The sequence below is a fragment of the Arachidicoccus rhizosphaerae genome (assembly GCF_900107765.1).
GTDB lineage: Bacteria > Bacteroidota > Bacteroidia > Chitinophagales > Chitinophagaceae > Arachidicoccus > Arachidicoccus rhizosphaerae.
On record NZ_FNQY01000003.1, the window covers coordinates 230,417 to 244,082 of the forward strand.

The following is a 13,666-nucleotide window of genomic DNA, read 5'->3' on the forward strand; positions in this document are numbered from 1 at the left end:
GCCTACCTTGAATATTTTCGGTCCTCGCTTTTACTATTCAATTCATTTATTTATAATACTTATGTCAGCAGCCACCCAGGAAATAAAAAGAGTCACCACCCATACGCTTCAGAAGCTAAAAGCGGCTGGTGAAAAAATATCCATGATTACCGCCTATGACTATTCCTTTGCCCGCCTTTTTGATGAGGCAGGCATGGAGGTTATCCTGGTGGGGGATAGCGCCAGTAACGTCATGGCCGGTCATGAGACCACGCTACCTATTACGCTGGATCAGATGATTTACCATGCGTCCAGCGTGGTGAGAGCTGTAAAACGTGCCCTGGTGGTGGTGGATTTACCCTTTGGCTCTTATCAGTCCAACCCGGAACTGGCCCTTGCCTCTGCGGTTCGGATGATGAAAGAATCCGGTGCCCATGCGCTCAAACTGGAGGGCGGGGTAGAGATCGTGGAGGCCGTTAAAAAAATAATCGGCGCAGGCATCCCGGTCATGGGACACCTGGGCCTCACTCCGCAGAGTATCTATAAGTTTGGCACTTATACGGTAAGAGCCAAACAGGACGCCGAGGCAGAAAAATTAAAAACAGACGCCCTGGCCCTGCAGGAAGCCGGTGCTTTTGGCACGGTGCTGGAGAAAATACCTTCCGATTTAGCCCGGGAAGTATCCGGTTCACTTAGTATCCCGACCATCGGAATAGGAGCCGGCAACGGTTGCGACGGACAGGTCCTCGTTATGCATGACCTGCTGGGCATCAATCAGGACTTTCACCCCAGATTCGTTCGTAAATATCTGGATTTACAGTCCCAGGTGACGGGTGCCATACAAAACTATATTCAGGATATTAAATCCGGCAGTTTCCCCAGTGAGCAAGAGTCCTATTAAACCTCAGGCAAGACCAACCATCCATATATTTTAAATTTTATGGAAACCGGAAAAAACAAAATATTACAGTCCGTCTTTACCCTGGTCTTCTGGGCCTGCTTTTTAATGCTGCCCTTTTTATTCTTTCCTTTTGACAGGGATAAGTCTGCTTTTCAGAGCAGCCGGTTCATTGAGCTTTATATATTTTCCATACTGTACCTGGCTGCCTTCTTTTATGTCAACTCCGGCATTCTGATACCCAGGCTCTTAGGAAAAAGGAAAGCCTTAATTTATTCATTATGCATTTTAGGGGCTTTTTTGCTTTATCTAACCATCTATTACGTGCTGTGGTATAATGCGGCCGAGACCATAGAGGGTTTTGCCCGCAGAAGGGGCAGACGCAGGGAATGGCGCTGGTTTTATTTTTTTCGACTCGGCCCCATCGTTCTATTCCTGCTGGCCTTTACTTTCAGCAGCGTATCCAAGCTGATCGCCCGGTGGTTTTATGCAGAAAAGATAAAAGAAGAAGTCTCCAAACAGCAGCTACAGACCGAGTTGTCTCTTTTGCGCTCTCAGGTCAACCCGCATTTCCTGTTCAATACCTTAAACTCGATCTATGCGTTAACGGTCAGCGGCGATGAGAAAGCCTCCGACGCGGTGATGAAGTTATCCGGTATCATGCGCTATACCCTGGAAGAATCACAAAGTGAATATGTTCCCCTGCAAAATGAGGTCAATTTCATCAATAATTACCTGGAACTTCAACGGATCAGATCCACAGAAAAGGTCCAGATCGTTTTTAAAGTTGATACGGTCAGCCAGCAGGTAAGAATAGCCCCTTTGCTGCTGATCCCCTTTATTGAGAATGCCTTCAAGTTCGGAGTAAGCGCCAGGCAACACACCCAGATCGAAGTCGGCATCCGGGTCAGAAATAACAAACTGATTTTCACCTGCATCAATGATTTGCTGCCCAAAGTCAATACACCGGAAGGGACAGGGACAGGGATTGTCAATGTCCGCAGAAGGCTTGACTTGTTGTATAAAAAGAACTATCAGCTGCAGATCCAGACCGCAGACCACAAATATCAGGTATATCTGGAACTGGATATTGCTCCTCAGGAAGGTAAAACCGGTAATAAGGCTTAATTTTATCCTTAATGCTTACCTTAGTGCTCACTTGACAGATTGAATTGTTGGCAAACCCTGACAATATATAACAGAAAAACAATGAGTATAATTATACACGCCATTGCCATCGATGATGAGCCATTAGCCTTACAGTTAATTGAACAATATGCACAAAAGTTAGACTGGCTGCAGATCGATGCCACATTTTCCGATGCCATGGAAGCAAAGGAATATATGGAAAACAATACGATTGATTTACTCTTTTTGGATATCCAGATGCCGGATGTCAACGGGGTTACTTTTTACAAAGAACTCTCTTTAAAACCTGAAGTCATCTTCACCACCGCGTACAGTCATTATGCGGTGGAAGGATTTAACCTGAACGCTGTCGATTATCTGGTCAAGCCCTATGAGTTCAGCAGGTTCGAGGCGGCCGTTCAAAGAGCCAGAGAACTTATCGGATTCAGGCAGGCCAAAGAAGTCGAAGAAGGTTTTTTACTGGTCAAATACAACTACCAATGGCTTAAAATCAGCTATAAAGACATAGATTATATTGAGGCTTTGGATGACTATATTAAAATCAATGTGAAACCCAAGCCTTACCTGGTACATATGAGCATGAAGGTCGTCACAGAAAAATTACCTCCAGAGCGCTTTATGCGGGTACACCGCTCTTATATTGTCGGCATTGAAAAGGTGACCAGCTGGAATAAAAACACGATCACCATCGCAGACAAAACCATACCGGTCTCCATTACCTATCAGAAACAGGTACAGGACACACTCAATAAACTCATGGAGGAGAGCGGGGGATAAGTGATCAAAGGACCTATTGATGTGTTTGTCATTTAAAGCACGACCCTGAAATCCTGATCCAGCAATAATAACAGCACGCAGAGTATACACATCAATAGCGCATTGTAAAAATGGTGATACTCCTTATGCGCCATATGGGCCGTAAAAGCGCCAATGGCAAAAGGTAGCAGTAATATTAAAGCCAGGTTTTTATAAAAGGGTACAAATAGTCCCGTAACCAGTAAAAGCACTCCCAGTAATTCTGCGATGCCGATACCAATGGTCCAGCTCTTATTGAAACCCAGTTTTTCCATCCCCTGCATCATAGAGGTCTTCTGAAAGACCTTGAAAAGGGAAGCGTAGCCAAAAACATACAAAACATAGCCGTAGCTGCTCCAATAAATGGCGGATAATACTTTTTCCATTTTTCATTATTTTGATGAATGCTGCAAAATTCTTTATTAACTTGCAGAATTAAAAGAACCTACTAAATTGTAGGATACTGACAAAAAAGTAAGTATGGTGAAAAGAAAAGAAAACTCCACCAGCTCCCTTAATGAAAATTACTGGAAAGAGAACTGCGGGATTACCCGGACGCTTTGTTTAATAGGAGGTCATTGGAAAATCAATATTCTGGCATTCCTACTGAAGGAAAAGATACTCCGCTATCATGAGTTGAGAAAAAGACTGCATGGTATTTCTGAAAGAATGCTGATTGCAAAATTAAAGGAACTGGAAAATGACGGCCTGGTCACAAGAACCGTCTATCAGCAAGTGCCCCCGAAAGTAGAATATTCGCTCAGCGAACTGGGATCATCGCTTGAGTCGATTATACAGTTAATGGATCATTGGGGAGAAACGCATTAATTAAATTTAAAAACCTGTTTTACCGATTAAAGATCTGATCTACAAACAATTTTAACATCCATTCAATGAATCATCCAGATAACCAAGCCGATAAACAGGCCCAAAATCCCTTGGATCCATCTGTCCTGCCAATTAAAATAACCCTGATTGGTGCCGGAGGCGTGGCCACCAACCTGGGACGATTATTCAATGAGCAGGGCCGGGGAGTAGAGATTACGCAGCTGCTGGGCCGGTCAGAAAAATCAACAAGCGTCCTTGCAGAAAAATTAAATTGCCCTTATATTCTTTCTGCGGACCAATTAACTCAAAAGGCTGATCTGTATATTGTGTCTATTACGGACCGGGAAATTAAGGGCCTGTTGCCTAAGATTCATATTCCGGCAGCTTCGATGATTGTGCATACGGCCGGCGGCGTTTCTATAGATATTTTTAAGGGGTATTTTGAAAACTATGGCGTTTTATACCCTTTACAGAGTCTGAGAAAGGAGACTTCTGTTATTGCTCGGATTCCTTTTTATCTGGATAGTAATAACCGGAACAGTAAAGCAATACTGGAAAACTTTGCATGGAAAGCAGCACTGGATTATAGGTGGGCGGATGACCACCAAAGGATGCAGTTGCATATTGCAGCTGTTTTCTGCAGCAATTTCCCGAATTATCTGTATACCCTGGCTGAAGATTTCTGTACCCGCCAGGGACTGGATTTCACCAGTGTCTTACCGGTCATTGAAGAAACCGCCAACCGGCTTGGCAGAGAAGGCCTGCATCCGGCTACACTACAAACCGGCCCTGCCATCAGGCAGGATATTCCAACGACTGAGCAACACGCTGCTTTGTTGGTCAATGATCCGGAGGCCGCAGCCGTCTATCAATATATGACACAAAGGATCATGGAAAGTCCGCTTTTTAAACAGCCAACTAAGTAGCTGAGGACTACATCAAGCGGCCATTATTCTAAACATTAATGACTGGGAAAAAAGGTAATTTTCTTTCTGGGGCCGTTTTTGTATTTAAAATAAACAAAAACCAGGGTACTAATAACACCTGCGGCACCCGCTACGGCGACCGCAACCTTAGCTCCGCAACTGGAGGATAAGATACCAATCAACAGGCTGCCTACCGGGATAATCCCCTGATACCCCATAATAAAATAACTGATGACGCGCCCCCGCATTTCATCACTTACATGGGTCTGTAAATAGGTGTTGATGGCAGCCGTCTGTGTCATCATGCCCATACCTGTTACCAAGGTAAAAAACAGGGCTAATACCAGATCAAAGCTTACCGAAAGCAGCAATACACCGATAGAAAAAATAAGACTGGCAAATACCACTATCTGGATAATATTTCTGCCTGGCTTAATACCGGCAAAATACACCGTCCCCAGTAAGGCGCCCACGCCGGCAGCACTTTCAAACCAACTGAAGGTCCCGGCGTCCCCGTGAAAAACGTCTTTGGCAAATACGGGCAATAACGTGCTGAAGGGAATTACAAATAAACTGTAGCCCGCCATCAGTACAATTAAAGAAGATAAATCAGGCGACTGTTTTAAATAGATAAGGCCTTCTTTTAGCGTTTGCCATATCCTGACTTCCTGCTTTTTGGAGGCGGGCAGGTTCAGTTTCATTTTTAATAAAGAATAAATCACAAAAAAGTAACTCACAAAATTAATCAGAAAACAGGAAGTCTCTCCCAGCGTGCTTAGCAATATGCCACCTAGGGCAGGACCCAGAATCCTGGTCAGGTTGGCCATAGAGGAATTAATGGCAATCGCATTGGGGAGGTCCTCCTTATTATCAATCATATTGATCAGTAAGGATTGTCTGGCCGTGGTATCAAAAGCATTAATTAACCCTTGCATTAAACTCAAGGCCAGAATAATGGCTATACTGTCTATTTTTAAAAAAATAACCAGCGTAAATAATCCGGCCTGAACCATCAGTAATATCTGTGTAATCAATAGGATATTATAGCGGTTATGCCGGTCGGTATAACTGCCGGCGTAAGGGGATAAAAAAAGTGACGGAATCAGATTGGCAAACATAGTCAGCCCCAGGTAAAAGGCAGAATGCGTCAGTTGATATACAATCCAGCTCACCGCTACTTTTTGCATCCATGTCCCAAGCATGGATACAGACTGCCCACTCACAAAAAACCTGAAATTTCTGGATGAAAGAGAACGAAAAACTTGCATAAAATAATTTAAATCAGCACCACGCTGCACAGGGTTAACTGGCCAGACGGCCCAGTATCTCAACAGCTTTGATTAAGGTATCTTTTTCCTTTTGGCTGAGCTGTTCACTGACAGCCCCGGACAGCCATTTACTCCTTGAAACGCGAATGGCCAGCAGTTGCTGCTGCCCGTTACTGGTCAGCGATAAGTAGACCTTTCTTTTATCTTCCGGATCGGGATGTTTGTGGACAGCACCCTGTTCATACAACCTGTTAATAATCTGGGAAATGGCCTGTGCAGAAATAAAATGCGCATCGGCCAGTTCAGAAGGCAGCATTTTACCATTGCTGTCAAGCAGTGCCATTATAGCCTGCTCAGTCGTAGAAAAAGGCTGCTTACCTGCCTGTTTTCTGAGTTTTCTCAGGATTTTCCCCAGGACATTATACAGTCCCACGGAAAGCTTAAAATCATGCTCATTAATTTGAATGGCTGGATCCATAATCTTGCAGGTTTTACAGGCGAATAAAACGTAAACTACTAAACAAAGTTTATAAATTAACTTTGTAAAGTTACTTTAGTATTTTCAAATCACCCAAATTTATTTTATCAGATGCACTGATCAATAGGTCCGACAATTTCCATTTTAAGTAAAAAACGTCCAAATCGCAGGGAGGCAAAATAGCTAATCTCATTGCTTCATAACAATTAAAGTAGCTGAAAAAGAGTATCTTTAATTCTTATTACATCTAAAAACAACTACCATATGCTAACTGGAACGGACAGCTATGATATCCCTTTTAAAAAAACGGGTATGATCTTACTGGTAATAATAGCGCCTGTTTTATCGCTATTAATGGTCCTCATGCTCTTTTATCCGGAAATTTTAGGGCGTACGCCAGCATCCATAACCGGTAAAACGCTTCTGTATTTCACCATATTCCAGTTATTAATGCTGGGATTAGTTCTCTACTATGTCATTTTGTTAACCAAAAAGACACCGGCCGTTGTTTTGGATCCATTCGGGATAACCATTCATACTTCAGTCTGGGGGCCTTTGGAGATTGCATGGTCAGAGATGATACGACCCGAAATAAATATATCCGGAAAATACCGATATCTGCTTTTATTTGTAAAACATCCAGAGGAAATCATCAACAAGGCCACCAGCCTTCCGGTGCGGTGGTCGTTGAAAATACGTCAGAAACTACATAAGACACCCATAGTCATTGACATCCATTATTTAAAAGGAGAAATGGAATTACATAAAAAAGCCATTGAAATGCAGTTGAATAAGCGTAGTGAGACACATTTAACCAGCCGCTGAGTGCTGCTCCGGGGGCAGCCCGCTATAATACATTCCGGCCGATCCAAAAAGCCATGACCAGCACTAATATAAATTTAATGGCGCCCGCACCAAAAAGCATTTTACGCCATTTTAGCATGGAGCCTGAGAGGGGGGATGCCAGTTTAAAAACAAGGGCCACCAGCAAATAAGGAAAGGCCAGCACTAAAAGGGCGTTTTCTTTTAGTGCGCTGAGTATGTCCAGATTTAGCAGGTCATGGACAGCTCTTTGTGCGCCGCAGCCAGGGCAAAGCAGCCCGGTTAATGTCCTGAAGGGACATTTTGGGAACCAGGCGTAATCCAGCGGGTTATAGCTTTTATACACCCAGCCCAGCAGTACCAGCAACAGCGCACCCGCCGTCCATTTCAAGTAAGATTTAACGACCAAGGTTTTTACTTAAGCTGAAAAACATAAAACAACCATATATAATTCCGGATACAATACCTAGCCAAAAGCCAATATTCGTCCATTTTTTGGCCTCTTCGGATGCTTTAAAAGCGCCATCATAATCACCGGCATAAAATCTGGATTCCACTTTGGCAGCGTTCACAATGCCGGCAATACCAAAGGGCAGGCAGCAAATAAGTGTCACTAAAATGGATTCCACCAGCCAGGTCTTGGGCGGAGTCTGCCCCTGGGCCGGCGGGACACCTTGTTGTAGCGGCGGCTGCTCCGCCGCAGGCCTTGGACTGGCAGAATAGGTATAAGGAGGAGGCGTATCTTTAAATAAGATGCTCAGCTCAGCCACCGTTCCGGCAGGCTGCCATTCGGGCAACTCCTGGAACCAGACCTTTGTCTCTCTGCTTATATTTTCTTTAATCAGTTCCTCCAGCGTAAAGGGCCCGAAAGTCGTTATACCATTGGTGTAATAATATTTTTGCATTCAGTTTTTAGTTTTTCATTTTAAACTTGACGTAACGCTCGCCGGTCGGGATGCTCCGACCACTAAAACAAAGATAAGTTAATTCAGTGCTAACATTTATATTTTTTTGAATTGTAAGCACTTGCGGTCAAAAACACGACTTTCAAGTCTTAAAATGGAATACCTTGACGCAGCGAAGCCCAAGCTTCTTATTTTGCTGAGAGCAGGCTTTGCCTTTCTTATTAATTTTCAAAAACCCGATCAGGGTTTACTTAGCCATGCCTGTTATTTTCTTATCAGTTTCTTACCAGTTCGGAGCCGAACGGAGTTAGTATATCCCTGAAAATTGCCTTACTTTTGTGTGGCGGCGCAGGATAGATTGGCGCCCGGTAACAACCAATTAAACCATTATTTATATAAAAATCATGCTTAAAAAAGGTGTATTTATTATTTTGGCGCTCGTCGTTTGTATTGCCGCCTGGTTATTTTTTGCCAAATCCGGCAAGAAAGATGTTCAAAATCAAAAAGAAGTTCCCCTTAAAATCAGTAAAAATACAGACAAACTCAATCAAAGCCTGGACGGCACCTTAGCCATCTACAATGCCTTGCATGACGGACTGGTCCGCTGGGCCCCTTTGGATTCCATCAGTCTGCTGGCCGGTAGACTTAGCCAACAAACGGCGCAAATCCCTTTTACCGAGGTTAAAGCCGACTCCATCTTGATTCAGACAGCCAAAGACTTCGGACAAAACATTCAGGACGCCTGTCTGGCTATCACCAAGGATACAGCCATCACCGGACAACGCAGGGATTTCTATACAGCGACGGAAGCCTTATACAACTTGCTTAGAACAGTGCAATATGATAAAAAAATTATTTATCATATTAAATGCCCCATGGCTTTTAACGGCGATGAAGAAGGGTTTTGGTTAAGTGATTCCACCAAAATCGTAAACCCTTATTTTGGCACCAAGGATCCTACTTATCATAGCGGCATGATTGGCTGCGGCTCCGTAGAAGATTCTATTGCTTTTGTACATTCTTAAATGTTTCTCGCAGGAATTTCAGGATATCCCGAAGGCAGCCAATTTAATTTTAGGGCTTGCGCATTGAGGGATTTTGAAGGCATAGTTGTATTTTTGAGCACTTTTTCCATCAAACAATTCCTGGCAATAGCCAGGAATGTATAATATATTAATAAATATTATGATTCATATTACTTTTCCTGACGGAGCGGTCCGTGAATATGAGGCCGGTATCTCAGGACTAGATATTGCAAAATCCATCAGCGAAGGGCTGATGCGTAAGGTACTGGCTGTTGAGCTGGACGGTAAAGTGGTAGATGCCTTCGGAGCCATTAACCAGGACGCCCATATTAAATTTCTGACCTGGGACGATAAAGGGGGTAAATCCACCTTCTGGCATTCCTCCGCCCACCTGATGGCTGAAGCGCTGCAGGAAATCTATCCTGACACTAAATTTGCCATCGGACCACCCATTGAAAAAGGCTTTTACTATGACATTGACCTGGGTGAGCAGAAAATCACCGACGAAGACCTAGCGCTCATTGAAAAGAAAATGAAAGAGCATGCGGCTAATAAAGAACGCTTCAGCCGCAAAGAGGTATCTAAGGCTGACGCCATTGCCTATTTCACTGAAAAACAGGATCCTTATAAACTGGAACTCATAGACGGCCTTGAAGATGGGCAAATTACTTTCTATACCCAGGGAGAATTTACCGATCTGTGCCGGGGACCGCATATCCCTAATACTGGGTATATCAAGGCGATTAAACTGACCAATATTGCTGGTGCCTACTGGAGAGGAGATGAAAAAAATAAAATGCTGACCCGTATTTATGGGGTTACTTTTCCGGCTAAAAAGGACCTGGATGATTACCTGACCTTTCTGGAAGAAGCCAAAAAACGGGATCATCGTAAACTCGGTAAGGAGCTGGAACTCTTTGCCTTCTCAGAAAAAGTGGGAGCGGGGCTGCCGCTGTGGCTACCCAATGGTGCCATGCTCAGGGAAAGACTGCAGCAATTTTTACAAAAAGCGCAGATTGAGAGCGGCTATTTACCGGTTATCACCCCACATATTGGTAATATCAATCTGTATAAGACATCCGGTCATTACGAAAAATACGGTAAAGACAGTTTTCAGCCCATTAAAACCCCACATGAGGGTGAGGAGTTCCTGTTAAAACCGATGAACTGCCCGCACCACTGTGAAATTTATAAAACGTCTCCGAAGTCGTATAAAGACCTGCCGGTGCGTTTTGCAGAATTCGGGACCGTTTACCGCTACGAACAGGCAGGGGAGCTGCATGGCCTGACCAGGGTGCGCGGCTTTACCCAGGACGACGCCCATCTGTTCTGCCGCCCGGATCAGGTTAAAGATGAGTTTAAAAAAGTGATTGATCTGGTCCTATATGTATTTAAATCCCTTGGATTTAATGAATATACGGCGCAGGTCTCATTGCGTGATCAGAACGACCGCAGCAAATATATTGGTAGCGAATCCAACTGGGACATCGCTGAAGAAGCCATTAAGGAGGCTGCAGCGGAGAAAGGTCTTCCTACCATTGTCGAATATGGCGAAGCGGCTTTCTATGGCCCCAAGCTGGATTTTATGGTAAAGGACGCCCTGGGGAGATCCTGGCAGCTGGGTACCATACAGGTAGACTATAACCTGCCGGAACGTTTTGAGCTGGAGTATATTGACAGCGATAATACCCGCAAAAGACCGGTAATGATTCATAGAGCACCCTTTGGCTCCATGGAAAGATTCGTTGCCGTTTTACTGGAAAACTGCGCCGGAAAACTGCCTTTATGGTTGGTGCCGACACAGGTGAAAATTCTGCCTGTCTCTGATAAATACAATGACTACGCCAAGGAGGTGGAAAAGACTTTAAAGGCAGCAGATGTCCGCGTTTTGATTGATGAGCGTAGCGAAAAAGTGGGTCGTAAGATCCGCGACACAGAACTGGCCAAGATCCCTTATATGCTGATCGTCGGCGAAAAGGATGTAGAGGCAAAAACAGTGAGCGTACGTAAACAATCCGCAGGAGAGTTAGGTGCCATGCAGGTTTCCGATTTCATACAACTCATTGAAAAAGAAGTAAAAGAAAAGACTAGCTAAAATTTAACTTCAGGTAAGATTACCGGTTAATTTTGCGCTGTTTTTTTTCGCAAATAATAGTAAAGACGTCAGGGCTGGCTAAGATGCCTTAGCAGCCCTGGCGTTTTTTCATGGCCAGACGAGGCCGCATTAAAAGAGCCGCCCGGTCTTAAAATCCGGACGGCTCTTTTATTTATCTCTGAATATTTCCCCTGAAATGCTACACAAAACGACTCAGCTGCTCTGTAAGTTTTTTCAGCGTCTTTTTCTGATCCTTGATAAAACTGTTATCAGAAAACTTACCTACGACTGCTTCCATCTCTTTTTCATTCTCATACATCATCTTTCGGTAGGCATTGGTATAATCCTTTTTCCGGGAGATAACGATCTGATCCACCATCCACTTTTGAATCCGAAGATAATCCTCGGCCAGACCGGTAAGCTGGTCTTTGCTGAGCGTTGCCGGATTCAGGGCTAACACCTCGCTTAAGACGGCCAGCGCATCGGTTCTTTTTTGTTCTTCATATTTATCTCCCTGCGTTTTATAAAACTCATGGAGCTGATCCCAGCTCTGGATCTTACGGTTACGGACCCTGTCTTTTAAAGTTTCTACATTTTTTTCTAAAATCAACTGTCCGCCCACATTAAGCCATGGCTGTCTTTTGGGACTGGTCGGTAAATTTTCCAGTAATCCTTTCAGGTGTTTAACTTCATTCAACCTTTGTTCGGAAAATAAGGCCTGATAACCATAAAGACGAACCATATCATTATAACAGCGGTACGCATGCCGCACTTTAATGATTTCTACATTCCTTTTGCTATTTTCAATACCGCTGGCAAGGATGGTCAGCGATTCTACAGGCGAATCAGGATCTGAAAGGAGTTCCTTCCCTTTCTGAATTAAGGTATCCAGGTCAGGCTCTTTAAAAGGCTGGCCCTGAGGCGACTGGCTCTTAAAATAAGCCAGACCCGTGTATTTTTCCAAAAGTCGGATGGATTCCATCATTTCCCAGATCGTATCCGGTGCCAGGAAATCAAATTCCAGATGCTGGGCCTTTTCTTTACGCTGATCCCGATCGCCATATTTCCATGCATTTCTTTTCAGTGCATACATATTATACATAAACCAATAGCCTGGCATGATAACCAGCGCATTGGTGATGGGATGAATACTGATTAAAGAAAAAGGGAAAGGAATATTCAGCTCATAATTATAATCTCCCTTGGCTAGCATCGTAAAGCTTGCGAACTTACAATTATGCTTTAAGGAGACACATAAGGCCGGCCAGAAGCCTCTACCCGCTACAATCTCACCATCAGCTCCCCTGGAGTTGTGATTGGAACCAATGGTGGCTCCCGCTGGAATATTGCTTTGCCCCATGACGGTAGCCGCGCATAAAAAGGAGTTATTATGGTGCTGTTCATGCCCCGGGAAAATCAGGGAGTTAAGGACCTCACAGCAAGAGATCGTGGCATTACTCCCCAGATAGGAGTTAATGAGACGGGCGCCATATTTTAACTGCGTATGGGAGGCGGTCACAAAGCGGACGGCTTTCACCCCATAGAAGATACGACTGCCATAGCCTACGCTTCCGTTGACGAGCTCACAGCCTTCCCCGATCTGAGTTCTCCCTTCCTCTCCGGAATTAATGGTCAGGTTTTTCAGTTTATTGGCTCCTTTAATATAGGCATCGGATCCAATCCAGACGTCCTTAATAATATTGGAGTTCTTAATGACGGTTCTGTCTCCGATTTTTCCATAAAAGCCCCGGGCAGTTTTAAATTCAGTTTCCGTGAGTTGTTTAAAGCCTTCCAATAAGGCCTCATCATCACGGTATTTGCTCCACAGCCAGGCATCCCCCGGTAACATGCCGTTAAATGGAAGTATCTTTCTGCCTCCGTTTTCATTACAGAGCTCCAGCCAGATCCTTACAGATTCCTGTTCGCCTTCTTTAATAATACCATTACCAAATTTACAGATATCTGTCGTCTGGATTTCATTGATATTAGTCAGAATGACTTCCTGACCGATTATATAATGGGAGAGATAATGAACGTTGTTGATGACACTGTTATCACCAATATCGCTGGAGATAATCGTTGAATCATATAACCCAACGGCCACTTTGAGATCACTGAAACTTAAGAAGAATGGTTCCAGCTTGCCAATACGTACCAGCCCGTAAAACTTGCAGTTCTTAACAAGCTCAGGATTAAAGTTGTCAGAAACGAGGATATTATTCCAGTTATCACTGGTATTTCTGTTCCTCACCAGCACTTCAATCTCAAAGGCGGAGAGCTGACGATATTTTGTACCATTTCTGTTTTGAAGGTTGCGTAGATAATACTCATCCTTTCCTTTTGGCAGGTATTGTTTCTTTATAAAATCATACCCTAGAGAATCCAGGGGTAATCGGGTAATATTATTCATCTGGTGCAGGTTTATGTTAGAAAATCCGGAGAGATAACCCAGGTAACGGGCAAATCTGCTTCCTAAAAGATAAAGCAAACAGATTTAG

General features: G+C 43.9%; 14 protein-coding genes. 8 read left to right on the top strand and 6 right to left on the bottom strand.

Annotated features, from left to right (window positions below; all coding sequences use genetic code 11):
* Positions 1-61 precede the first annotated feature (61 nt).
* The 3 genes from panB to BLU80_RS04515 all read left to right on the top strand — a co-directional run bounded on the left by panB (position 62) and on the right by BLU80_RS04515 (position 2,803).
* Entirely contained in the window at positions 62-880 is an 819-nt protein-coding gene (panB, locus tag BLU80_RS04505) for a 3-methyl-2-oxobutanoate hydroxymethyltransferase (protein ID WP_091394063.1), read from the top strand.
* 39 nt (positions 881-919) lie between these two features.
* Positions 920-2,005: a sensor histidine kinase gene (locus BLU80_RS04510; RefSeq protein WP_091394067.1), complete on the top strand. Its 1,086-nt coding sequence runs from the start codon at positions 920-922 to the stop codon at positions 2,003-2,005.
* Between the two features lie 81 nt (positions 2,006-2,086).
* Positions 2,087-2,803 (top strand): LytR/AlgR family response regulator transcription factor, encoded by a 717-nt coding sequence (locus BLU80_RS04515; protein WP_091394070.1) that lies wholly within the window; start codon positions 2,087-2,089, stop codon positions 2,801-2,803.
* 32 nt (positions 2,804-2,835) lie between these two features.
* Here the strand turns inward: BLU80_RS04515 and BLU80_RS04520 are convergent, their stop codons facing one another.
* Entirely contained in the window at positions 2,836-3,207 is a 372-nt protein-coding gene (locus BLU80_RS04520; RefSeq protein WP_091394073.1) for a DoxX family protein, read from the bottom strand.
* A 94-nt stretch (positions 3,208-3,301) separates the two neighbouring features.
* Here BLU80_RS04520 and BLU80_RS04525 point away from each other — a divergent pair, with 94 nt between their 5' ends.
* Both BLU80_RS04525 and BLU80_RS04530 read left to right on the top strand, forming a co-directional pair.
* Positions 3,302-3,649 (top strand): winged helix-turn-helix transcriptional regulator, encoded by a 348-nt coding sequence (locus tag BLU80_RS04525; protein ID WP_091394077.1) that lies wholly within the window; start codon positions 3,302-3,304, stop codon positions 3,647-3,649.
* 65 nt (positions 3,650-3,714) lie between these two features.
* Positions 3,715-4,575, top strand: coding sequence for a Rossmann-like and DUF2520 domain-containing protein (locus tag BLU80_RS04530; RefSeq protein WP_091394081.1), 861 nt, complete (start codon positions 3,715-3,717; stop codon positions 4,573-4,575).
* A 35-nt stretch (positions 4,576-4,610) separates the two neighbouring features.
* Here the strand turns inward: BLU80_RS04530 and BLU80_RS04535 are convergent, their stop codons facing one another.
* The gene (locus BLU80_RS04535; protein WP_091394085.1) at positions 4,611-5,843 is read right to left on the bottom strand and encodes an MFS transporter; all 1,233 of its coding nucleotides are present in this window, start codon (positions 5,841-5,843) and stop codon (positions 4,611-4,613) included.
* Between the two features lie 34 nt (positions 5,844-5,877).
* On the bottom strand, positions 5,878-6,321 hold the full coding sequence (locus BLU80_RS04540) for a MarR family winged helix-turn-helix transcriptional regulator (protein ID WP_091394088.1): 444 nt from the start codon (positions 6,319-6,321) through the stop codon (positions 5,878-5,880).
* Between the two features lie 264 nt (positions 6,322-6,585).
* Between BLU80_RS04540 and BLU80_RS04545 the strand changes: the two genes are divergently transcribed.
* Positions 6,586-7,146, top strand: a complete 561-nt coding sequence (locus BLU80_RS04545; protein WP_091394092.1) for an STM3941 family protein — start codon at positions 6,586-6,588, stop codon at positions 7,144-7,146.
* Positions 7,147-7,168: 22 nt separating this feature from the next.
* Here the strand turns inward: BLU80_RS04545 and BLU80_RS04550 are convergent, their stop codons facing one another.
* Positions 7,169-7,534, bottom strand: coding sequence for a DUF2752 domain-containing protein (locus BLU80_RS04550; protein WP_170831137.1), 366 nt, complete (start codon positions 7,532-7,534; stop codon positions 7,169-7,171).
* A gap of 7 nt (positions 7,535-7,541) precedes the next feature.
* On the bottom strand, positions 7,542-8,048 hold the full coding sequence (locus BLU80_RS19380) for a CD225/dispanin family protein (RefSeq protein ID WP_139188085.1): 507 nt from the start codon (positions 8,046-8,048) through the stop codon (positions 7,542-7,544).
* A gap of 404 nt (positions 8,049-8,452) precedes the next feature.
* Here BLU80_RS19380 and BLU80_RS04560 point away from each other — a divergent pair, with 404 nt between their 5' ends.
* Both BLU80_RS04560 and thrS read left to right on the top strand, forming a co-directional pair.
* On the top strand, positions 8,453-9,073 hold the full coding sequence (locus tag BLU80_RS04560) for a DUF3347 domain-containing protein (protein WP_091394100.1): 621 nt from the start codon (positions 8,453-8,455) through the stop codon (positions 9,071-9,073).
* A gap of 160 nt (positions 9,074-9,233) precedes the next feature.
* Positions 9,234-11,168, top strand: coding sequence for a threonine--tRNA ligase (gene thrS, locus BLU80_RS04565; protein ID WP_091394296.1), 1,935 nt, complete (start codon positions 9,234-9,236; stop codon positions 11,166-11,168).
* Positions 11,169-11,367: 199 nt separating this feature from the next.
* On the opposite strand, the gene BLU80_RS04570 is transcribed toward thrS, so the two are convergent.
* Positions 11,368-13,578: a DUF4954 family protein gene (locus BLU80_RS04570; RefSeq protein WP_091394300.1), complete on the bottom strand. Its 2,211-nt coding sequence runs from the start codon at positions 13,576-13,578 to the stop codon at positions 11,368-11,370.
* Positions 13,579-13,666: the final 88 nt, after the last annotated feature.